Genomic DNA, 23,600 nt, shown 5'->3' with positions numbered 1-23,600 from the left:
GGTCCATGGATGTTATTGAGTTTCATAAAGATTTAGTTGAAGAAATCAGAGTGGGAGTAAATGTTTATTCTGATGCTCCGAATGAACGTTTTTTGACCGATGTTGCTGAGGATTTAATTGATGCTGAAGTTTTACCATCGTTTGAAAGCTCCTTTTATGAAGGAGAAACAAAGCGCGGAAAAAAAATTCGTGTAGATGGGAGTTCATACAATGAATTGGATCAAACAATGAATTTAATTATATCGAAATATACAGATGAAGATGAAATAAAAACATTGTCCAAAACAGATCTGAATGCCATTTTTAAGAAATTAAGGTCGTTTTTGGAAGAAGCAATTAATGGAAAATTATTCAAAGAAATAGAAGAAAGTACTCAAGCTCATGATTTGGTTCTTAATTTGAGACGGTTGGAACCGGAAATACGAAAGTATAAACTGATTCTTTTAACAGATATGGCGATTAGCGACCGGATTTATGAGTATAATCCTTCAGCTGAGGAAAAAGAAATTAACGAGATACCAATTGAATATTCGATTTATGATATTAATCGATTGTATACAATTCGTTATAATTATGAGCCTCTTGAAATTAATTTTAAAGAATACACAGAAAAAGGAATTCCTTATTTACAAGCATCAGATGTTGTTTCTGATGATTATCAATGTTTTTTATGTGTAATTCCCGGAAAAATACTGGCAGATATTTACGACAAGTTTGGAAGCCGTTTACTGGAAGGAAATGTCCGATCATATCTAAGCACATTGCGTGCTGTAAATCGAGGAATTATTCAAACAGTTTCAAAAGAACCGGAGAGATTCTTTGCATATAATAATGGAATTGCAGCAACTGCAACAAACTTTCAAGAAGAAGATGGGCATATTATTTATTTGTCAGATTTACAAATTGTAAATGGCGGGCAAACAACTGCTTCTTTATCAACGGCCAGATTTAAAAGTAAAGTCTCTTTAGACAATATTTTTGTACCAATGAAGTTAACAGTTGTTGATCCTCGTGTTTCTGAGGAGATTATTCCCAAAATTTCAAGATATTCAAACAGCCAAAATAAAATTACAGAGGCGGATTTTTTCTCCAATCATCCATATCATGTTACTCTTGAAAAAATGTCTCGTAAAATATACGCCCCTGCAAAAGGAGGTGGACAATATGACACCAGATGGTATTATGAGAGAGCAAGAGGACAATATACAAACGAACAAGTACGCATGAAAACAACGGAAAAAAAGAAGTTTTTGTATGCTAACCCAAAAAATCAACATATAACAAAAGGAAAATTGGCAGCTGTTCACAATTCTTGGAATCAATTACCATATTATGTATCTAAAGGTGGAGACTCTAATGTAAAAGAATTTTCCAAATGGGTAAGTGAAGCGTGGGAAAAATGTCCCGAAGACTTCAATGATTTGTATTTCAAAGAACTTATTGCAAAAGTTATTCTCTATAATGATGTTGAAATTTTGATTTCAAATCAAGAGTGGGCCCAAACAGGAGGATATAAGCCAAAATGTCGTACTTACGCCATCGCATTGTTGTCTTACCTTCTTGAAAAGGAATATCCGGAGTATATTTTAAATTTCGATTTAATATGGACACATCAAGAAATATCTGAGATTTTGGAAAAACAGATGAAAAATTTAGCAAAATATGCTTTTGATTGTCTTAATTCGGAAGATCGGGAAGTTATTGATATTAATGAATGGGCTAAAAAAGAAAAATGTTGGAACAAAATGAAAAAAATAAATTTGTCCTTAATGGATGAAATCTATGATATTTTAATTCCGCTGAATGAGTATGAGAAACAAAAAAGAGAAGCCAGAACAAGAAAACAAAAAGAAGATGAAACTGAAACAATAATGAACATACGAAATAAACCACCCGAATATTGGGCAAAACTTCTTGAGATAATTCAGCAAAATAACCTGCAAGAAGAAAATGGGATAACTCAAAAGGACATTAAGTTAATGTTAAAAGTTGTCAAACCCGGGAGACACCTGGATAAAGAAGAATATGCACATCTTGCTCAAATTGAACGAAAATTATTGAATGACCCGGAAATAAAACGAAAAATTAATGAAACAGGTTTCTCAGAGGGGAAAAAACTGGAAAAAGATCAGTATGCCAACTTTATTGGAAGTAGTTAATCTTTTACCCTCAATATTGAAGGGTCAATGGAATAATTTTCATTGATCTTTCTTATTGAAAGTTCTTTTCGACTAGTTGAATTGATTTTTTAATTTCTCGAGCACTTGCTCTAACTAAGTCAATAGGAACAGCATTTCCAATTTGAAGACCTGCTTTTGTAGTACTATTTGAAAATAAAAAATCATCAGGAAAGGTTTGAAGTCTTGCTGCCTCTCTTATGGAAATAGCTCTGTTATCAATGGGATGCCCAAATCGTCCTTTGGAATATGATAAGCATCCTCCGGTAATTGTTGGGGCAGGTTTATTAAAATCCATTATTCCATAGACATCCTTGTGCCCTGAATGTTTTTTATGACAAGGTAAAACGTCTTCTTTAGGGAGACAAGTACGAGTTCCCCCCCCCCTTCTGATTTTTTTCATTTTATTAATATTTTTATCCGATAAATTCGAAGATTTGTGATTCTTAATTGCTTCATCTTCATACAATTGACCTGCTTTAAGTGGAGGCAAATCACCTATTGCATCCTTGACTGTCCTCCATTTGCAGTTTCCATCAGCACCGTCCATTGAGTGTGATGCTTCAGGTAGCTTAAAATCATACCCATATTGATTTAAAATTTCATCAATATCCTTTCGAACAGCATGCAAAACAAACCTTTTTCTGGATTGCGGAACTCCATAATCAGCCGCATTTAAAATACCATATTCAATTTTATAATTATTTTTACGATTCCTTAGCCGGTCAATAAATTCATCCAATATTTTTTTATTGTCCTTTGAAAGAATTCCGGGAACATTTTCCATAAGTATAAAAGGAGGTTTTATTTCTTCAATTATTCTTAAAAATTGAAATAGAAGCTCCTTCCGCTCTTCTTCCGGGATTAACTTTCGACCTCTATTTTGATATGAAAATTTTTGACATGGAGGACACCCAGCCAACAAATATAATTCATTAGTTTTAAGATCAAGAATTTCGAATATTTCCGTTCCACTCACATCATGTATATCTTTATTTAACACTGTACATTTTTTAAAGCATTTTTGAGATTTAAAAGTTGAAACGGCATCGGATTCTATTTCAATTGCACATACAACCTGAAAACCTTCCATAGTTAATCCTTTTGATACACCTCCACACCCTGAAAAAATATCGATCGCTTTAATCATTTTAATAATTCCTGATGCAAGTAATAATTTCTCTTTATTTAAAATATTATTTTTTCATTAGTTGTACAATCTGACAATACTTTCGATTTTATAAAAAAGATACGGTCTAAGGAAACAGATCCATAAATTAAGAAAATAGTATTTCAAAAAAATAGAATGTTATTAATAATTACTTTCTCTTATTTTGCCGGCACTTCTCAACAAACTCCCCCACATCAAAAGACCCCGGATGCATTTGCATGTACCCCGCCATGACATTGTACTCATACAATCCATCTTTTTTATCAGAAATGCCCTTCCCTCTCACCATTTCATAAGCAAACCGGGAATCATGTTCAGGCATTGTCAAAGAATAGTGGAATTCGTGCGCCTTGATATTTTTGTTTCCAAAAGGAAGCGCCTGTGACAAGGGTTTTGCTTCGGCGTAGCCTAAGCCCTGAAGCTTTTTTGTGATTTCCGATGCGGCCGGCAAAATGTCTGCCATTTTAAAAGTTCCGGCCTCGGTCGTATAGGATTTACAGAGGTAAGACAGGCCGGCCCCTTCTCCAAACATCGGAATTCCATCGGCGGCAAGGCTCTTTAACTTCCTTGTTGTCGGAGATTCGGAAAGCTCCTGAATGCAAAATTCCGGGTAGCCGCTTCCAAAATAATAACCGTCGGCCTGTGGAAGCTCGCCTTTGGTCGGACTGAAAAAAACAAGTTCGGCACCGGCCCGCTTAAAAGCATCCAGCATCGCCGGATAATAAAAACAAAACGCGGTGTCCTTGGCAACACCGATTTTTAGGTCCGTCTCGTGCTGCGGCAAAGGCGCGGGCGTTGGGCGCTTTTTTTCGTATTCGGCAGCAATTTTTAAAATCAGATCAATGTTCATGTTCTGCTCGACAAAGTCGGCAAGTCCCGAAAAATCAAAGTCCGACTCTTCCGGCATGTGAAGCCCCATATACCGCTCCGGAACGGCGATGTTCGTGTTTCTTGGGAGGGCTCCGACAATTGGGATTTTCCCGTCCAAAGCCCCTTGGATGAGTTCCAAATGCCGGGGGCTGCCGACTTTATTGAGAATGACGCCGGCGATTTTCACGTCTTTGTCAAACTCGGCGTAACCTTTCAGCATCGCCGCCGTGCTGCGCGACATGCCATGAACATTAATGACCAAAAAAACAGGGATATCCAGCGTTTTTGCGACATGGGCGGCGCCTGAAATCTCGGTCGAATCCATCCCGTCAAAAAGCCCCATCACGCCTTCCACAATCGACAAATCCGCGCCGGCAGACGCTCGAAGATAGGTATCAAGAACGCCGGCGGGTTCCATCATGTAAGCATCCAGATTCAAAGACGAGCGGCCGCAAATCACGGAATGGTAGCTCGGATCGATGTAGTCCGGGCCGACTTTAAACGCCTGAACATTTCGGCCCCGCTTCCGAAGAGCCGCCATGAGACCCATTGAAGATGTTGTTTTGCCGACACCACTGTTTGTTCCCGCAATCATAAATCCTATGGTCATATTTTTTCACCCGAAAAAGAATAAAAGAATAGAGAAGTCAATAAAAATAATAAAATAATAAAATAATAATTTCGATTTCAAATGAAATGAATCAACAATAGCAAATAAAGATTTTCCTGATTTAAACAGAAAACGAAAAACATTTCAAAAATGAACAAAAAAAATGGAGTCCGAATAAAAACGAATGAAAAATGTGACCAAAAACAAGTATGGAATCTGAAAAATATAAATAGTTCAAAACGAAATGAAGAAAAAAATTAAAAATTAAAAATTTTAAAACTAAAAATAAAACCGTTACGTAAATAAACATTCTTTGAGGAGTCACATGCCTTTTTTATTTAACGATACCAAAATGACGATTTTGCCATTTTTGGAACTCCCCGTCCGCTATCGGATCAATGCCGAGCCGTGGCTTCCCAAAATGACGGAATTTGAAGCCGGCGCGGAAATTTCGGAGCAGCTCCTCCAAAAAGCCGTCGACATTTTTAATGAAAAGGCATCGGAAGACTTTGTCACATTCATGGAAAAAAACCCTGCGTCCGATTGGGCACAAACCGATCTTTTTATTGAAACGGAAAAATATTACCGCCAATACATTCCATTTTTGAACGAAAGAAAAGAACGCTGTTTTTGGATGAACTTTTTTTGCCGCCCCGTCGGAAATTGGAAATCTCATCGCGTCGAGGTCAAAGCAGGCGGCACATGCTATTTTTCAATCGGCCTGAATATCGACACCGGGAAACGATTTGATTTTATCGTGAACGGAAAAGTGTAAAAATATTCATTCCCCCATCTTTTTTCAACCCGGTGTTTTAAATAGGAGTTCCCGATACTGATTTTATATATTATATAAATAGAGGGGACCGACAAAAATATGAAAGCAAAAACGATTCCTGTTTTCATATTTTCAAGTTTTTTAAAATTTCCGGATTTTATCTTTTTTAAATTTCTGACCGGGTTATTTCATATGCCGATATTTTTTCGCCAAACCGTCAAAAATACGCCTACCCACATCTGTTTTTTGCAAAACGTATATAAAATAGAGATGTGTTATTCGATGTATATGATGGATGTAATCATGAATTACAAAAATCCAAAATATTTATGAGGAGGAGAAAATTATGCCAGCGATTATTGATGAAAATGAATGTACCGGATGCGGACTTTGTGTGGATGAATGCCCCAGCGAAGCTATCACTCTTCTGGATTCCGGCGTTTCCCGCGTGGACCCGGCTGCTTGTGTTGACTGTGGCGCATGCGTGGATGTCTGTCCGGTTGCGGCAATTACCCTTGAGTAATTCCTCAAAAACATAAAAAGAAGAGGAGGAGGTTTCGAAAGAACCTCCGAGTTTTAACTTTTTTATTAACTTTTTTATTAACTTTTTTATTAACTTTTTTATTTTTTTGTATAATTTTGTAAAACTTTCATATTTTTATTTTTGCATTTTTTATTTTTGTTTTTTATTTGTCATTATTTATCATCACTTTTATAAAATCTGTGTTTTTAATCATCTATTCATTACTCTGTTTCTTATTTTTATACAAATAAACTTCATTTTCCGACCAAATCTTTTTTATAGAGCTCAGTTTTTAGGATTAGATTGCTAATATTTATTGGTGATAAATCATGAAAATTGCAATCTTAGGTGGTACCGGAAACATTGGTAAAGGATTTGCCCTCCGATGGGGGCAAAAGCATGAAGTTATTGTCGGATCTCGTGAAAAAGATCGCGCACAAGCCGCCGCGGCCGAATACACCGCGTTTTTAAAAGAACGATCTCTCCCGGCAAATATCAGCGGGGACGAGAACAAAGCCGCAACAGCCGCAGCCGATGTTGTGGTGATTGCTATTCGTTATGATCAATTGACAGATGTTTTGGCGCACATCAAACCGGCGCTTTGCCGCAACCAAGTCGTTCTCTCAGTCGTGGTTCCGATGATAAAGGACCGCTGCTATCTGAACATGGCGACCGATTCCATCAAAATCGAAGTCGACCCCGAAGAATACAATGCCGACTACTTCTGCTACGCTGTTCCGCAATCCGGCAGCGCCGCCAAGGAAATCCAAGCCATGCTTCCGTCCACGGTGGATCTGGTTGCATCTTTCCACAATGTTTCCGCCAAACGGCTGGAAGATTTCGATCATCCGTTTGATTTGGATATCGCCGTTTGCGGCAACAACAAATCTACCAAAGACGTGGTGATGGGTCTTGTTTGCGACATTCCCGGATTAAATCCGGTCGATGTCGGACCACTGGAAGCCGCCGCCCTGACCGAACCGATTACGCCGCTTTTGCTCAACGTTGCCAAAATGAACAAAGCACTCCGGCATGCGGGAATTAAATTCGTGTAACTAAAAATTCCTCCGCTTCGCTTCGGAATTTTTCAAGGGGCGGGAGGACAACTCAAAGGATGAGCGCTGCGCGTGAAATTCCTCGCTGCGCTCGGAATTTTTTTTTAATTTTTTCTTTCTCTTCTTCTTTCTCTTCTTCTTTCTCTTCTTCTTTCTCTTCTTCTTTCTCTTCTTCTTTCTCTTCTTCTTTCTCTTTTTAAATTTCCGATTTTTCAAGCAAAGGCATGCCATTCCACTTTTCAGAAATTTAAATCGTATGCGGTAAAAATCTTTTTAAAATTTAAGCAAAGGGTTTTTTACTTATAAATTCTATAATTTCGTATCTTTTCCCGTTTTTATTGATCATTCTTTATTTAATCAGGTGATGTTATGGTTCAATTCAATACGATTGCGGAAATCCTGGAGGGCGTTTCCGAAAACGATATTCTTTTTGTCAAATTCCAATTTTCAGATTTGGACGGCTTTTTTAGAGAACTTGAAATTCCGGCTTCATTTTTGGAAACGGCCTTTTCAAAAGGGATTTTGTTTGACAGTTCTATCGGCGGACCCTCTTGGTCGGTCGGAGCGGATGTTGTTTTAAAGCCGGATCCCCGCACTTTTACGATTGTTCCGGCATCGGATGATGAAACCGATGGAAGCCGCGGAAGCAGCAGTCTTGCGCGTGTGATTTGCGAACTCAACTATCTGGACGGCCAGCCATTTGAAGGATGCCCGCGTGGTGTTCTGAAAAAAATAGTCCGAAAAATATTCCAATCCGGATATTCGTTTACGGTCTCCACCTCTTTAAGTTTCTATTTATTTGAGGCCGGATACAATGCGGCCGATTCTGATTTCAATCCACCGTCCCGCTCGTCTTTTTCGTCTCATTCATCTCTGTCTTCTCCCTCCGGCAGTTTTTCGCTCCGAACCGGAAACGCGGCAGCGGTCGAAAAAGCAAAAAAGGAAATTTTGTTTTCGATTTCGAATTCCGACATCGACATCTTGTCTTTTCACAAAGGTCATGAAAACGGTCAATACGCCATTGTTTTTAAAGACGGAAGCGCGCTTCGAATTGCGGACAACGTTCTTACCGTCAAACAAATCATCCGGACGGCATCGGAAAAATACGGCCTTCACGCGTCGTTTATGCCCAAACCCATGACCTCCAAAGAAGGTCTCAGTATGCCATTCTCATTTTCACTTCTCAAAAATGAAATCAATGAGTTTTACCATCCGGACAAAGAAATGATGCTTTCCGATTCGGCCCGCTCCTTTATTGCCGGAATTTTCAAACATGTCGGCGGCATCTGCGCCGTGTCCAACCCGACCGTGAACTCCTACAAACGGCTGGTCAAACAAAGTGAGGCACCCCACTACATTACGTGGTCCACCACCGACCGCCATTCTCTGATTCATGTTCCCTCTTCCCGCGGACGCTCCACAAAAATCGAACTTCGAAGCCCGGATTCATCCTGCAACCCGTATCTTGCACTTTCTTTAATCATTTCTGCCGGCATTTCCGGAATCAATGAACATCTTCTTCCGAATCAGCCCGTCGGATTTGAAACCCACGATTATTCCGAATCCGAGAAAAAATCACTCTCCCAAGGAACACTTCCGGGAACGTTCATTGAAGCGATTGACAAGTTTAGATCCGACACAATTTTAAAAAGTGTTCTTGGAGATTTGATTTCAAACGGCATTATTCAAAAAGCGGCGGCCGAATGGGACGAATATGTCGGCTGCGTTCACCAATGGGAAGTCAACAGATATCTCTAAACATCTTCCTTTCCTCTTTTTTTGTAGAACAAATCTTTAAAAATGTTCATGACTTTCATTTAGGTTGTCCATTTAAAAATCAATATTCATTTGAAACGATAAGGAATCAATATGCCCGTCCAATCCAATAGCAAGAAACCCGCATCCGAAAAAACTCTTTCAAAATCCAGCCCGGTCAAACCGGCAGCATCAAAAACAACAAAGCCGGCTGCATCAAAATCCGCAAAGCCGGTCGTTTCAAAATCCGCAAAGCCGGTCGCATCAAAAACAACAAAGCCGGCTGCATCAAAATCCGCAAAGCCGGCAGATTTAAAAACCGTGTCCGCCCTTTTGGAAAAATATTCCAACGCCTACGGAGTTTCCGGAGACGAAAGCCGCATTTTTAAACTCGCTAAAGAGGATTTAAAGGGCTGCGCCGATGAAATTCGGGAAGACCCGCTTGGCAATTTAATCGCAACCCGGCGGGGAGCCGGTCCGTCTATTATGTTGGCGGCCCACATGGATGAAATCGGCCTCATGGTTAAACGCGTCGATGAAAACGGATTTTTAAAATTCGCAAAAATCGGCGGTTGGTTCGATCAAACCCTCTTAAACCAGAGGGTGATCGTTCACGGGTCCAAGGGGAACCTTTACGGCGTGATTGGCTCCAAACCGCCGCACGTAATGACCGCAGAAGACGCCAAGCACCCGGTGAAACACACCGATATGTTCATTGATGTCGGCGCCAAAAACGCAGAAGATGCCGCAAACATGGGTATTGAAGCCGGAACTTATGTTTCAACCGACCGGGAATTTAAAAAATTGGCGAATGACCGGGTGACATCCAAATCATTTGACAACCGCGCCGGCCTTGTCATAATGATTGAGGCCATGCGCCGTTTGAAAGGAAAAAAGATTCAAGCGACCGTTTATGCAGTCGGGACCGTTCAAGAAGAAGTCGGCCTCAAAGGCGCCAAAACATCAGCACATGCGGTTGACGCCGATGTCGCCATCGCGATTGACACAACAATTCCGGGCGACCACCCCGGAATTTCTAAAAATGATTCCGCGCTTGAAATCGGAAAAGGACCTGTAATCACCATTGCCGACGCATCCGGCCGAGGTCTCATCGCCCACCCGATGGTCGTCAAATGGATTCGGGAATCCGCAAAATCCAAAGACATCGCCGTTCAACTTGGTGTCGGCGAAGGCGGAACCACCGACGCGACATCCATTCATCTGACCAAAGACGGCATCCCGACCGGAACCATCAGCATCGCTACACGGTACATCCACTCCCCGGTGGAGGTTTTGGATTTAAACGACATCGAATCCTGCGTGTCACTTGTTGTCACCGCCATTGAAAATGCACACAAATACTTTTCTAAAAAAAAGTAAAAACGAAATGGAAAATCTGTTGAATCTAAATTGAAAAATTAAAAAATAAGAATCGATCAACTTAAAATTGGAAATAAATTGAAAAAAAATAGGTAGGGTCAAAGGGGGGTTAAAAATTGGGTTTGTTTAATTTTGAAACAACACCGGCAAAAGCGGTGGAAATGCTCGGATCGGACAACGCCGCCAAAGTCGACAAAGGAATTGATTTTTTGGTGGCCGGCGGCAGTGACATGATTCCATTTATAGTCGACACCTTTTCAAAAGAAGTACCGATGGCGGACAAATCCAAAAAACACGCTCAGATTGCGCAAAATCTCTACAAACTTTTGTGTAAATCCGATGTCCCTTACCAATACTGTTCGTCCGTTGTCTTAACACTCATTCAAAAGCCGGCAACCGTCTCTTTGGATTTGTCGGCGCTTCCGGAAACGATGGCGGAGAGCAGTTACACCCTTCTTGAAGAAACATTCCGGACCGGCAGCGTCGATATCAAAAAACGAACACTTCCGTTTTTGAATAAGGTGGTCTTACAACCCACATTTTTGGATATTTTAGCTCCGCTTCTCACCCGCGAATCCGGCATGATGGATGAGTCCCTCGCTTTGATTCCGCGCGTGGACGGGGACTTAGAACCGATTTCAGACGCGCTTTACAGCGCCATGAATATTTATCCGCACGGAGATTCGGCGGCAGCTTCCATTTTATCTTTAAAAGGACGGCTCCTCCCAAACATTCCCATGCTGAACAAATACTTGGATGAATCCAATTCCCCGATTCAAAAGCGGGCCGTGAGTTTAATTTTAGCGCTGGCCGAAGACGGAAATGGGGTTTTGGGAGACGAATCCTTGTACACCCTTTTGGAGCGCCCGCTGGAAGAAGACGAGTCCGCCCGAGCCAACGCCCTTGAAATTTTGGAGCGCAAACAGCGATTGACGCCGAAACAATTGGATTTGGTCTGGATGATTTTGGTTCACACCGATTCCAATTTAACGCTGGAGCGCGGCATGAAGTTTTTCGGACGAATTGAGTCGGACGTCCGCTCTTTGATTTATTGGTATGCGGAAAACGGTTCCCGCGAAGAAATTATTCGCGCGTTTCAGTGCATCCATTACATGAAAGAATCGGGACCGGTTCTGTGTTCGAATCTGCTCCCGATTTATTTGAATAACAGTCCCCTTCTTTTAGAGCAGGCCGGCTATCCCGCTTTTAAATACATCGCGCTCATGATGAAAAAGAATTGCGATGGCGACCCCGGCATCTCCGCGCTGGCCAAACAGATGCGGGACTATTGTGTGTCGGAAAATTTGGACACGCCGTCGGAAGTCATGAGCATTCTTGGGAATTCAGATTTGGCCGACGTCATTGAATGGTCGGTCAAACGGATTTTTGAGTCTTACGGAATCGGCTACACCACCGCGTACGCCGATGAAATGCTGAAAGGAATTTCAGAACTGGTCGGCTTTGACAAACATATTCTCAACGCGTTCATCCGGGCATCCGGTTACGCTTACAGCTACGACAGTTTCGAAAACATTCTTCTTCCCAATAACAAAGAAGTTGTATCCGCCATCAACCGTCTTAGAACCATCAACACGCCGGCGACTTGCAATTTTTTGCATTTCATTTCCAAAAAGAAAGACATCACGATTACATGTTCGGATTCCGAAGGTAACCGGGCGTCAACCCTTCAATTTTCATTTGAGGAACACCGGAAATTAGCACAGGATGAGCTTTTAAGACGCGATTCCCCGTCTTACAACCCGCAAAATTATTTAAAGCCGAAAAAGTTCTAAAAAGTTGGATTAGAAAATTCGTTTTTCCGATATGTTTTCATATCGGAAATTCTTCTTTTTGTTTTTTGTTTTTGCGGTGCCGCCCTCGCGCATTATGGCAGCACATTTTTAAAAAAGTCAAGCAAACCCGTGGGACATTTTTTCATATTACCTTTTCTATTTCCAGGTCCTACTTTTCTTATTTTTTCAATCATCCCGTGTTGTTTGGCGTGAAGTATCCTGTTTTAAAGCAAATATTTATATGAATTTAAAGTGTGATGAAAAGTCATCATTTTGAAAAAATCATTCTTATTGCTTATCCATGAGGGGGCTTTAAATTATGCAAGAAAAAATTATTGAAATCGCCAACCGGATTCGGGAGCTTCGCGAATTGTCGGATATCACGCCCGAAGAGCTCGCCGCCGCTCTTGGAGTTTCCGTAGACACCTATTTAAAATATGAAAATGCGAAAGCCGACATTCCGGCCAGCGAACTTTATGAAATCGCGAATTTCTACAAAGTAGACATGTCCCTTCTTCTCACCGGGGAAGAGCCGCGCATGAACATATTTACGGTGACACGCGCCGGAAAAGGTGTCAATGTCGAACGCCGGAGCCAATACAAATATCAAAATCTGGCGGAGAAATTTATTCACAAAAGAGTGGAGCCGTTTATTGTCACGGCCGAACCCAAAAGTACGGAGCCTGAACTGCATTCTCACCCGGGACAGGAATTCAATTACATTTTATCGGGCAGCCTCAAAATTTACATTCACAACAATGAGATCATTTTGGAAGAAGGCGATTCGATTTATTTTGATTCCAACTATCCGCACGCTATGAAGGCGTTGAACGGAAAAGCGGCTCAATTTTTAGCCATTATTATGAATTAAAAAAGATCTTTTTTGGATTAACACACTTGGTGGGCAGGATTGATCTTTAAGTGAAATGTTTGAATTGTTAATATTTTAAATTTTTTAATGGTTTAATATTAAATTCTTTAAATTTTAAATTTTACATAAATTATGATTTTATCTTGATTATTATTATTTTTAGTTTGCAAGAGAAGAGAGATATGAGTGCAAATAACGATGTTGCTTTGAGCCGGGGCGGGAACCTGGTTCATCTTTTTGTTCCAAAAACCAAATTCGAATCTTATGAAGATTTTAAAACTTCATTTCAGCTTCACATCCCGGATGATTTTAATTTTGCGTATGATGTGGTGGACCGGTACGCAGCTGCCAACCCGGAAAAAATTGCGATTGTGTGGTGCGACGACCATGGCGGAGAGATAATTCTTTCGTTTGGAGACCTGAAGCGGGAATCGGATAAAACCGCGAATCTGTTTGCAAGCCACGGCATCGGCAAAGGAAGTACGGTTATTTTAACCTTAAAAAGCCGGTATGAGTTTTGGATTTGCTTGGTTGCTTTGCATAAACTCGGCGCGGTCGCGGTTCCGGCAACCCACATGCTCAAGAAAAGAGACATCATCTACCGCTTAGAAAAATCCAAAGCCTGCGCGGTCGTCAGCATTTCCGAAGGCAATTTGGATTTGATTTTTGATGAAGCGATTGCCGACACCAAGCTGTCCAAATTCAAAAAATTTATTGTCGGAAAAAGTTCCTCTGGCACGTCCGGCTGGATTGATTTTTCCGCCGGCGTGGAAAAAATGTCCGCCGATTTTCCCCGGCCCGCCGGAAATCAAGCGGTAACATCGTCAGATGACATGCTTTATTATTTTTCATCCGGTACCACCGGTTTTCCAAAGATGATTGCCCACAAATTTTCCTATCCGCTTGGACACATTATCACCGCCGGCTACTGGCAAAATGTGCAAAACAATGGTCTTCACTACACAATGGCCGACAGCGGCTGGGCGAAATGTGTCTGGGGAAAAATTTACGGCCAATGGATTTGGGGAACAGCCGTCTTTGTCTATGACTTTGATGAGTTTGACGCGAAAAACATGTTGGAGAAAGTGTCTAAGTATGGCGTCACCACATTTTGCGCGCCGCCGACCATTTACCGGTTCTTTATCAAGGAAGATTTATCTCAATACAATTTCAGCACCGTTCAATACTGTACGGTGGCCGGCGAGCCGCTCAACCCCGAAGTTTATGAAAAGTTCAAGCTTTACACCGGGCTTTCCCTTATGGAAGGCTTTGGGCAAACGGAAATCATTGCGGCGATTGCGACGTTCCCATGGATTGTTGCAAAACCCGGTTCCATGGGAAAGCCGGCGCCCGGATATGATATTGTTTTACTGAATCCGGAAGGACGCGAATGCGACGTCGGTGAAGAAGGCGAAATTACCATCCGGATCAATATTGACGCGAAGGACGCGAAGCCTAATGATCTTCCGCCGGGATTTTTCTTCGGCTACAAATACGATGATGAGAAAACCCAAGATTCTTGGCATGACGGATTTTACCACACGGGTGACACCGCATGGAAAGATGAAGACGGCTACTTCTGGTTTGTCGGACGGACAGATGACATCATCAAGAGCTCCGGCTACAAAATTGGTCCGTTTGAAGTTGAAAGCGCGCTTATTCAGCACCCCGGTGTTTTGGAGTGTGCGATTACCGGCGTTCCCGACCCGGTCCGCGGGCAGGTTGTGAAAGCAACAATTGTTCTTACGAAAGACTACAAGAACAAAGCCTCAGACGCCTTAAAAAAGGAATTGCAAGAGCATGTGAAAAAAATAACGGCGCCTTACAAATATCCGCGTGTCATCGAATTTGTTGACGTTCTTCCAAAAACCATCAGCGGAAAAATCCGGCGTGTGGAAATTCGGGAACAAGACAAACAAGATCAAGTCCGAAAATAAAAAATGAAGTAGAATATATAAAAAATTAACAAATAAAATACAAAAAATTGACAAATAAAAAATAAATGCTTAAAAAATAAATGTTTAAAAAATAAAATAGTGAATAATAGAATTCAAATAAATTAAAAATGTTTAAATAAGTCTCCTCATTATGTTATTTATTTAACATAATGGGGCTTTTAAATGACTTATTCTGAAGTTGAAATCAATGAAATGTTTCAATTTTTTCTGGATCAACCCCATGAATCCGAAATTCTTGAGTTCAAAGAAGCAAAAAAGGATTTTGATTTTCGCAAGCTTGGAAAATATTTTTCGGCTTTGTCCAATGAGGAAAATCTGAAAAGTCAAAAATTTGCATGGTTGATTTTTGGAGTTGAAGATAAAACACATCACGTTGTTGGTACATCTTACAGAAGCAATAGCAAAAATCTCATTTCTCTTTATAAGGAAATTGCTGATAAGACAATCGGCGGAATTACCTTTACACAAATTTATGAAATAAACCCGAATGGACTTCGTGTTCTTCTTTTTCAAATTCCTGCGGCACCAAAAGGTATTCCGACTTCTTTTGACGGTCATTATTTTGGCCGAAACGGTGAGTCTTTGGATGCATTGAGTTTATCGGAGCTTGAAATGATCAGGTCTCAATCAAATTCGGATTGGAGTGCGGAAATTATTCTTTCTGCGTCATTGGATGACCTGGATTCTGAAGCTATTTTAAAAGCACGTGAAAATTATAAAACAAAATATCCCGGAAAAGTTTCTGAAATTGATTCCTGGGATGATATTACTTTCCTAAATAAGGCTAAAGTAACAACGAAAGGAAAAATAACCCGGACGGCTTTAATTCTTCTTGGGAAAGATGAATCTGAGCATTTTTTAAATCCGGCGAATTTAAAAATACGCTGGATATTAAAAGATATTCACAATCAAGATAAAGATTATGAAATCTTTACAATCCCATTTTTATTGGCGGTTGATAAAGTAAATTTAAAAATTAGAAATTTAAAATATCGATATATTCGAGAGGGAGCAGAAACCCTTTTTCCCGAAGAAGTTTTGAAATATGAACCATTTGTTATTCGTGAAGCTTTAAACAACTGCATTGCTCATCAAGATTATCAAAAAGGTGGAATGATCAATGTTATTGAAATTAATGACGAAGAATTAATTTTTACAAATTATGGTCGTTTTATTCCAGGTTCTGTTGAAAAGGTTGTTACGGATGATGCTCCTGAGGAATCTAATCGAAATAAATTTTTGGCAACGGCAATGTTTAATTTGAATATGGTTGATACAATCGGTAGCGGCATTAAGAAAATGTTTAATTTTCAAAGGCAGAGATTTTTTCCAATGCCTGAATATGATTTAAATAATGAAAAAGTCAAGGTTACAATAATTGGAAAAATCTTAGATGTGGAGTTTGCTCACGTTTTAACAACTAATCCTGATTTGAGTCTTGAAAATATTATTTTATTAGATAAAGTTCAAAAGAAGAACTTACTATCCGATGAGGAAGCAAAACATCTTAAAAAATTAAATTTGATAGAAGGACGAAAACCGAATTATTTTATTTCTTCGGAAGTTGCATTTAAGTCCAAAAACTCAAATCTAAAGGCAGAATATATTAACCAGCGCGGTTTTGATGACGGTCATTATATGGAAAAAATTTTAGATTACTTAATGGAATACGGTTCTGCAACAAGATCTGATATCAATGCATTACTTTTGCAAAAATTGCCTGAATCGTATAATACAGATGAAAAAAAGAAAAATAAGATTAATAATTTGCTTGGTTCATTAACTCGGTCAAATAAAATTATGAACAAAGGGAGTAGAAAAGTTCCAATTTATGTACTTATTCCATCGGATTTTTAATCGATTAATAAAAATGAGTTTTTATTTTACTCTGACTCTTGGTTTTATTAATAAAAATGAGTTTTTATTTTACTCTGACTCTTGGTTTTATTAATAAAAATAAGTTTTTATTTTTCTCTGACTCTTGGTTTTATTAATAAAAATAAGTTTTTATTTTTCTCTGACTCTTGGTTTTATTAATAAAAAGGAGTTTTTATTTTACTCTGACTCTTAGTTTTATTAATAAAAATGAGTTTTTATTTTTCTCTGACTCTTGGTTTTATTAATAAAAATGAGTTTTTATTTTACTCTGACTCTTGGTTTTATTAATAAAAATGAGTTTTTATTTTACTCTGACTCTTGGTTTTATTAATAAAAATGAGTTTTTATTTTACTCTGACCTTAATTTAATAGATAAAAAAGGGTATATTTTCCAAAATAAAAATTATTATAAAAAGTTAAAGAAAAAGAGTAAGAGTAAATTTACTCTTCTGCTTTTGCTTCTTCCGGCTCAAGTCCGAGAAGTTTTTCAACGGTGGCATTGCCAAACGCTGTTAATTTTGCATTGACTTGGATAATGTCGGAGGAAATTTCGCTGCCGCGGATGAATTTTCTTCTTCTTTGGCCGTTAATTTTTGGGGAAAAACCGATTCCGGTCGCGCCCAAAATTTTTCGTTTCGCGGGTCCCGGAAGGTCGGCGCGCATCACGAAGCCGCTCTTGTCGCATCCGCCGGTGATTTTCATTTTGTAGCCGGAAAGTCCGACAAAGTCAGCATCCATTTCGGTTCCGATCGTCTTTCCAATGATGGTTTTTTCTTTTGTCGCGTCAAAATCAATTTTGTAAGATTTTCCTGTTCTCGGGTCAGCAAGGACCATTTTAATTGCCATAATTTATGTCTCCGCAATAATATTTGATCAATTGGATGAATCCATTTTAAGAATTAAATTTACAAATAATTACAAATTTACAAATAATTATTATTTTTTAAAATAATTTTATTTTAATTTTTTAATCGTTTTTTCAGGTTGACTTTTATTCCGTCGCCGTAGTATAAGGCTACCATAAATCCCGTTATAGTTTATAAATCTTATTCGTGAATTGGCTTTGCACGAAAAGTCTCAAATTTAACTTATTTTTCATGCTGATGCTTACTTTTCGTACAAACCCGTTTTGCTTGGGTATTATTCAATTTTTCGGAATAAACTTCATCGTTTCTAAATTGCCGTAGTTCCAATCCTCTCTTATACTTTGTTTCTTTAAAGCATTTTTTTTATCACGGCTGCCCTCTCCTCCCGAGCAGTACGTAAATTTAAACTTCCCATCTTCCGGTCGGTCATAGAAATACTGAATAAATTGAAGATATTCCTCCTTGGAGCCATCTGGTCTATACATCTCTTTTGCTTTATATTTTTCTTCAACCATAAAATCCTCTTCATTTTCCCCAAAACGGCTTGTCTTTGCGGCGGATGGCCAGATATTTTTCAAGCGTTTCTTTTTCGTCATTCGACAGCGTGTCAAAAATTTCAAATTCCAGAACTTTCGAGTCGCTTTCCGGAATGTGGACATACAAAATGTCTTCTTCTTTGATTTGCCGGCCGACGGTGGCGCCATCCAAGGCCATTGCCACTTCCATGCCAACCGTTGCTTTTGGGATTTTTTTGCCGTTGTTTTCAATGCCTTTGACGGTTCCGACAACCGTTCCGTCGGGAAGCATCACATCGGTATTGTTTTTAATCACGCCGCCCAAGATGCGGACGCCGACCACCGCCGGTTTGCTTTGGCGGAAAACGCAGCCGGGCAAAATCTTAAATTGACCGGGTTTAATCAAAGTGTCCGACCTCAGTTTCTCAAGTTCTTCTTCCCGTTCTTTGATATAATTCTTATAGTCATCCAAAATCCGGTAGATGACATCGTTCGTGAAAATCCGAATGGACGGGTGTTCATCCATAAGTTCAAGGGCATCCGGTGTTGTTTTAATATTAAACGCCAAAATGACGGAATGCATCGGGTCTTCAATGGTGGATGCTTCCATCACATCCCGTTTTGACACGTCGCCGACTTCCGCTTTTCGGATTTTAATCTCCGCTTTTCTAAATTCGTGCACCATCGCTTCTAAGGAGCCGAGCGTATCGGCTTTAATCATGACACCATCGGAATCGGTCTGTATTTGAACGTCAGCGATTTCCTTTTTCACTTTTTCAAGCACCGATTCAATGGTTTCCGGCGTTGCCATAATGACGGGAGAGCCCGCAAGCGCTTCTTCAATGCCCGGGGCGGAAATTTTAACACCGCAGGCGGCAACGGCTTTTGGAACCTGTTTAAATTTGCTTTCGTACCGGATTTCCGCAAGTTCCCGCGGTTTTAGAAGAGCGCGGATTTTTGTTTCAATCGGCTCGCCCAAGCGTCCGATGACGACCGTGTCGCCTTTTCGAAGAGTTCCATCATACAAAATTACATCAATCGTTGTTCCAAGACCTTTTTCTTCTTTAACTTCCAAAACCGTTCCAATGCCGGGGCCGTCAATATTATAGTGAAGAGCGGACTCCAAAAACCGTTGTGCCAAACCAAGAAGAATCATAAGGACATCAGAGACGCCTTCCCCGGTGAGACCGCTGATGGGAACGACACCCAGTGTTTTTTGGAAATCCGTAATCCGGTCGAATCGGTCGGCGCTAAATCCTTGTTCGTAAAGCCGGCCGACGACTTCATAGAATTTTGTCTCAAAAAGAGCTTGGGTTTCCGGCGTCTGTTTTTTGTATGTGGTTAAAAACGGCGCGTGCGGATTGGATTTCCAGCCGTAGAGTTTGTCGATTTTGTTCGTGACAACGATAAACGGTGTCTTGAATCGTTTTAAAATATTTAAGCTTTCAATGGTCTGCGGCTTAAATCCTTCATTGATGTCAACGACGACGACCGCCAAATCCGCCAAAGAGCCGCCCCGGCTGCGCAGGGTTGTAAACGCGTGATGCCCCGGTGTGTCGATAAACAAAAGTCCGGGGACAATAAATTTGTCGCGAAGACGTTTGTCCCCGCATCTTTCCACAATGACATCAATCGGGACTTCGGTGGCGCCGATGTGTTGCGTAATCGCGCCCGCTTCTCCTTTCACAATAGAAGTCCCCCGAATTTGGTCCAAAAGCGTTGTTTTTCCGTGGTCGACATGCCCCATCACACAAACAATCGGCGTTCTGAGATTCTTTTTCTCATGGTTCTCGCTCATAAAAATCACCCGCAAAAATGAAATAAAAATAATAAAATACGAATCTGTTTCAACAATTTATGATCAATCTATTCAATGATAAAATCAATTTTTCAATCTGTTACGAATATGAACGCCATTATAAAAATATGTTTCTTAGAAAAATCTATGACAAAACGAATATAATCCTATGAATTACGTGTCCAGGTGGTGTTTATTTATATCACAATAAGCCGATCCAAATGAAGTTCGCTTTTAAAAATCCGTCCAAAAATGAGTTTATAAAAAGTCTGTCCAAAAATAAGTTGTTATAAAAAGTCCGTCCAAAAATGAGTTTATAAAAAGTCCGTCCAAAAATGAGTTTATAAAAAGTCCGTCCAAAAATGAGTTGTTATAAAAATCTGTTCAAAAATAAGTTGTTATAAAAAGTTCATCTAATAAATGTGGTCTTAATACAAAAAGTCCATCCAATAAATGTATTTATATAACAAAAAGTCCATCCAATAAACGTAGTCTTAATACAAAAAGTCGATGCACTTTTTGACATTCATGCTGTCATTCATGTATCCTTAAGCTTAAAAATTATGTGAGTTGATTATTTTGTACCGCGATGCCATGGCTGAACTTCTCCGGTGGAAGCAGGAAAAAACAAGAAAGCCTCTTATTATTCGAGGTGCGCGGCAGGTTGGAAAGACTTGGCTGATGCGTGAATTTGGGAAAATTGCTTTTCAAAAGACGGTGTATGTCAATTTTGACCATAATTCCCAAATGGAAGAGCTGTTCTCAATAGATTTGGATACGAAACGCATTATTGTCGGACTTGAGCTCTATTGCGGGCACAAAATTGACCCCAAAAACACACTGCTCATTTTTGATGAAATACAGGAAGTTCCGCACGCATTGACTTCTCTGAAGTATTTCAACGAAAATGCGCCACAATACTCGATTGTGTGTGCGGGCAGCCTTTTAGGGGTAGCGCTGCATCCGGGAACATCTTTTCCGGTGGGAAAAGTGGATTTTTTAGACCTTTATCCTCTCTCCTTTACCGAATTTATGCAAGCGATGGGCAAAGACCAATTTGTCGAACTTCTTGAACAGGGCGGCTTTGATTTGGCGACGACCTTTAAACATGAATATATTAATTTGCTGAAGCATTACTATTACGTGGGCGGCATGCCGGAAGCCGTGCAGGCTTTTGTACAAAACAAGGATTTTGGCGAGGTCCGGGAAATCCAAGAGCGTATTCTTGCGGCTTATGAACAAGATTTTTCAAAACACGCGCCCAACGAAGTTGTGCCGCGCATCCGGATGCTTTGGAACAACATTCCGGCGCAGCTGACGAAAGAAAACAAGAAATTTATTTATGGTCTGATTCGCGAAGGAGCACGGGCAAAAGACTATGAAATGGCAATGCTTTGGCTGATTGATTGCGGCCTTATCCATCAGGTGCACCGCATCAGCGTCCCCCGCTTGCCGTTAAAGGCCTATGAAGACTTAAAGGCATTTAAGTTATTCATCGTCGACGTCGGTCTTCTTTCCTGTATGGTGCGTCTTAGGCCGGATACGCTGATTGATGGCAATACGCTCTTTCAGGAATTTAAAGGAGCACTGACCGAGCAATATGTTTTGCAGCAGCTTAAGACGCTCAAAGGCCTGGAACCTTATTATTGGACAAACGATTCGGGGAATGCGGAAATTGATTTTGTTATCGACACGGGCCGTGATGTTATTCCGATTGAGGTCAAAGCCGAAGTAAATTTGCAGGCGAAAAGTTTGAAAGTCTATCACGAAAAGTTTGAGCCAAAGCTTTCTATCCGCGCCAGCATGGCAGATTACAAACGGGAGGGTTGGTTGCTCAATTTGCCGCTGTGGGCGATCGAAAAGGTTGGAAAGATGACGGAAAAATGACAACGGCGGCATTTTAGATTATGACACCCACCTCTTTCTTTTTGAAAATATGTCCCGGCCGGTTCAAAAAAGCAACAGCTCTCCGGTAAAATTTCAAAAAAAGAAAAGCCAGCCGAAAAATTCGGCTGATTAATTATTGTTTTTAAAAATTTAAAATTATTTTTTAAAACACATTTTTAAAATTATTCGTACAAGTAGGCATCCACCGACCGTTTGTAGCTCAAAATCTTATCGTTTCCGAAGTGGATTTTGATTTCACGGGCGGCCGCTTCCGGCGAGTCGGACGCGTGAACGATGTTTCGTCCGGTGTCCATCGCGAAGTCGCCGCGAATTGTTCCAAAGGCGGCCTCGGCCGGCTTTGTGGCACCGTTTAAAGCACGCATAATTTTAATCGCGTCTTTTCCTTCCACAATCAGGGAAAGAGATGGCGCGGATGTGATGAACTCGACCAGCCCCGGGAAAAACGGACGGGCGGCGTGTTCGGCATAGTGCTCTTTTGCTTTGGATTCTTCCATCACGGCCAACTTCATGGCGGCGATTTTGAGTCCTTTCTTTTCGATTCTTGAGAGAATTTCCCCCATGAGTCCGCGGGCGACGCCGTCGGGTTTAATCATGACATACGTTTGTTCCATGATACTTCCCCGTTACTTTCTCTTTTGTTCGGCACGGCCTTTTTCGGTCCAGATGGTTTTTCTCGGAAGTCTTCCAAGGTCCAAATTGCTTTGGCATTTGGAGGAGCATAAATAAAACGCGGTTCCGTCTTTTTTAACGTAAAGTCTTCCGGTTCCGGGCTCAATCATTGCCCCGCAAAAACTGCATTTTCTTTGATCCATTTGCAATCACCGGTTTATCTCATTGTTAATTTCTTGGCTTCACGTGATGTTTCAATCAACATCAAAATGTCGCCGATTCTGACCGGTCCCACACAGTTTCTTGTGATGACCCGCCCCTTGTCGCGGCCTTCCAATATTTTGCATTGGATCTGTTTGGCCTCCCCATGCATTCCGGTGTTTCCGATGATTTCAATCACTTCGGCCGGAAATCCGTTTGCGTTATTGTTGTCGTCTGCCATTATTTTTCTCTCCTTGACGGTTTAAAAAATCAGTTTTTCAGAGCGGCAACCTTCTGGGCGACATCGTTGACAAGATCGGCAGCTTTTCCGGCATCGACGATTGCGACAGCCGCGCAACCGACGGAAAGACCGCAAGCGGCACCCAATTCTTTTTGTTCTTTAATAAAAATGTAGGCGGCACCTTTCTCTTCGCAGAGGGGACCCAAGTGCGCGATAATTTCGGCCGGTTCCACGTTTTCGGCAATAACAACGAGTTTCGCGGTTCCGCGTTCAATTGTTTTTGTGGCTTCGTTGGTTCCTTTCTTAATTTTACCGCTGTCCCGAGCTGTTTCAACAGCTTCAAGAGCAATCTTTTGAAGTTCTTCTGGTGCTTCGAATGTAGCGAATTTTGCCATATAAATCAATCTCCTTCAAGCCAAACCAAAGCCGGTTCAGCCTTCATTATTCATAGTTGTTTTATGACCCGCTTGAAAAATAATAAGAATCAGTTTTTTGCAAAAATAAAAAAATGATTATTTGGTCAAGTCTGAGGTTTAAAACAGACCATAGAGGCAAATATAGCTTATAAACCTTTTTACGGGATTTTTTGCAAAAATTTGCAAAAAAACAGCTCATTTTTATTCTCTTTTTTCTTCCATATGTTATC

20 protein-coding genes are annotated in these 23,600 nt (G+C 40.5%); 11 read left to right on the top strand and 9 right to left on the bottom strand.

Features of this window, described 5'->3' with window-relative positions; all coding sequences use genetic code 11:
- Window positions 1-5 precede the first annotated feature (5 nt).
- On the top strand, window positions 6-2,159 hold the full coding sequence (locus MsAm2_RS01955) for an AIPR family protein (protein ID WP_338098138.1): 2,154 nt from the start codon (window positions 6-8) through the stop codon (window positions 2,157-2,159).
- Window positions 2,160-2,211: 52 nt separating this feature from the next.
- Here MsAm2_RS01955 and MsAm2_RS01950 read toward each other — a convergent pair whose 3' ends face one another.
- Together MsAm2_RS01950 and MsAm2_RS01945 are read right to left on the bottom strand one after the other, a co-directional pair.
- Window positions 2,212-3,327, bottom strand: a complete 1,116-nt coding sequence (locus tag MsAm2_RS01950) for a DNA cytosine methyltransferase (protein WP_338098137.1) — start codon at window positions 3,325-3,327, stop codon at window positions 2,212-2,214.
- A gap of 169 nt (window positions 3,328-3,496) precedes the next feature.
- On the bottom strand, window positions 3,497-4,828 hold the full coding sequence (locus MsAm2_RS01945; protein WP_338098136.1) for a cobyrinic acid a,c-diamide synthase CobB: 1,332 nt from the start codon (window positions 4,826-4,828) through the stop codon (window positions 3,497-3,499).
- Between the two features lie 325 nt (window positions 4,829-5,153).
- Between MsAm2_RS01945 and MsAm2_RS01940 the strand changes: the two genes are divergently transcribed.
- From MsAm2_RS01940 to MsAm2_RS01900, 9 genes are all read left to right on the top strand, one after another.
- Window positions 5,154-5,603: a hypothetical protein gene (locus MsAm2_RS01940; RefSeq protein ID WP_338098135.1), complete on the top strand. Its 450-nt coding sequence runs from the start codon at window positions 5,154-5,156 to the stop codon at window positions 5,601-5,603.
- 346 nt (window positions 5,604-5,949) lie between these two features.
- Window positions 5,950-6,126 carry a 4Fe-4S binding protein gene (locus MsAm2_RS01935; protein ID WP_338098134.1) on the top strand — a complete coding sequence of 59 codons (177 nt, stop codon included), beginning with the start codon at window positions 5,950-5,952 and terminating at the stop codon, window positions 6,124-6,126.
- A gap of 329 nt (window positions 6,127-6,455) precedes the next feature.
- Window positions 6,456-7,181, top strand: a complete 726-nt coding sequence (locus MsAm2_RS01930; RefSeq protein ID WP_338098133.1) for an NAD(P)-binding domain-containing protein — start codon at window positions 6,456-6,458, stop codon at window positions 7,179-7,181.
- A 369-nt stretch (window positions 7,182-7,550) separates the two neighbouring features.
- Window positions 7,551-8,939 carry a glutamine synthetase family protein gene (locus tag MsAm2_RS01925; RefSeq protein WP_338098132.1) on the top strand — a complete coding sequence of 463 codons (1,389 nt, stop codon included), beginning with the start codon at window positions 7,551-7,553 and terminating at the stop codon, window positions 8,937-8,939.
- A gap of 111 nt (window positions 8,940-9,050) precedes the next feature.
- Complete coding sequence (locus tag MsAm2_RS01920) at window positions 9,051-10,316, top strand: M20/M25/M40 family metallo-hydrolase (RefSeq protein ID WP_338098131.1); 1,266 nt, start codon at window positions 9,051-9,053, stop codon at window positions 10,314-10,316.
- Window positions 10,317-10,432: 116 nt separating this feature from the next.
- Window positions 10,433-12,109 (top strand): hypothetical protein, encoded by a 1,677-nt coding sequence (locus MsAm2_RS01915; protein WP_338098130.1) that lies wholly within the window; start codon window positions 10,433-10,435, stop codon window positions 12,107-12,109.
- A 319-nt stretch (window positions 12,110-12,428) separates the two neighbouring features.
- Window positions 12,429-12,980, top strand: coding sequence for a helix-turn-helix domain-containing protein (locus tag MsAm2_RS01910; RefSeq protein WP_338098129.1), 552 nt, complete (start codon window positions 12,429-12,431; stop codon window positions 12,978-12,980).
- A gap of 182 nt (window positions 12,981-13,162) precedes the next feature.
- Window positions 13,163-14,917, top strand: coding sequence for an AMP-binding protein (locus tag MsAm2_RS01905; protein ID WP_338098128.1), 1,755 nt, complete (start codon window positions 13,163-13,165; stop codon window positions 14,915-14,917).
- 183 nt (window positions 14,918-15,100) lie between these two features.
- Window positions 15,101-16,795 (top strand): ATP-binding protein, encoded by a 1,695-nt coding sequence (locus tag MsAm2_RS01900; RefSeq protein ID WP_338098127.1) that lies wholly within the window; start codon window positions 15,101-15,103, stop codon window positions 16,793-16,795.
- A 462-nt stretch (window positions 16,796-17,257) separates the two neighbouring features.
- Here the strand turns inward: MsAm2_RS01900 and MsAm2_RS01895 are convergent, their stop codons facing one another.
- From MsAm2_RS01895 to infB, 3 genes are all read right to left on the bottom strand, one after another.
- Window positions 17,258-17,665, bottom strand: coding sequence for a 30S ribosomal protein S6e (locus MsAm2_RS01895; protein ID WP_338098486.1), 408 nt, complete (start codon window positions 17,663-17,665; stop codon window positions 17,258-17,260).
- A 295-nt stretch (window positions 17,666-17,960) separates the two neighbouring features.
- Entirely contained in the window at window positions 17,961-18,197 is a 237-nt protein-coding gene (locus tag MsAm2_RS01890) for a hypothetical protein (RefSeq protein WP_338098126.1), read from the bottom strand.
- A gap of 10 nt (window positions 18,198-18,207) precedes the next feature.
- A complete protein-coding gene (gene infB / locus MsAm2_RS01885) occupies window positions 18,208-19,995 on the bottom strand; it encodes a translation initiation factor IF-2 (protein WP_338098125.1) in 1,788 nt (595 codons plus the stop codon).
- Window positions 19,996-20,574: 579 nt separating this feature from the next.
- On the opposite strand from infB, the gene MsAm2_RS01880 reads away from it, so the two are divergent.
- The gene (locus MsAm2_RS01880; RefSeq protein WP_338098124.1) at window positions 20,575-21,882 is read left to right on the top strand and encodes an ATP-binding protein; all 1,308 of its coding nucleotides are present in this window, start codon (window positions 20,575-20,577) and stop codon (window positions 21,880-21,882) included.
- Between the two features lie 182 nt (window positions 21,883-22,064).
- On the opposite strand, the gene ndk is transcribed toward MsAm2_RS01880, so the two are convergent.
- From ndk to rpl7ae, 4 genes are read right to left on the bottom strand one after another with little or no spacing between them, the layout of a single operon-like run.
- The gene (gene ndk / locus MsAm2_RS01875; protein WP_338098123.1) at window positions 22,065-22,514 is read right to left on the bottom strand and encodes a nucleoside-diphosphate kinase; all 450 of its coding nucleotides are present in this window, start codon (window positions 22,512-22,514) and stop codon (window positions 22,065-22,067) included.
- Between the two features lie 12 nt (window positions 22,515-22,526).
- On the bottom strand, window positions 22,527-22,715 hold the full coding sequence (locus tag MsAm2_RS01870) for a 50S ribosomal protein L24e (protein ID WP_338098122.1): 189 nt from the start codon (window positions 22,713-22,715) through the stop codon (window positions 22,527-22,529).
- Between the two features lie 14 nt (window positions 22,716-22,729).
- Entirely contained in the window at window positions 22,730-22,954 is a 225-nt protein-coding gene (locus tag MsAm2_RS01865) for a 30S ribosomal protein S28e (RefSeq protein WP_338098121.1), read from the bottom strand.
- 29 nt (window positions 22,955-22,983) lie between these two features.
- Entirely contained in the window at window positions 22,984-23,349 is a 366-nt protein-coding gene (gene rpl7ae / locus MsAm2_RS01860) for a 50S ribosomal protein L7Ae (RefSeq protein ID WP_338098120.1), read from the bottom strand.
- Window positions 23,350-23,600 lie beyond the last annotated feature (251 nt).

The sequence above is a fragment of the Methanolapillus ohkumae genome (genome assembly GCF_032594355.1).
GTDB classification, from domain to species: domain Archaea; phylum Halobacteriota; class Methanosarcinia; order Methanosarcinales; family Methanosarcinaceae; genus Methanolapillus; species Methanolapillus ohkumae.
The sequence above is the reverse complement of the archived record's forward strand: the minus strand, read 5'-3'. Positions and strand labels throughout refer to the sequence as shown.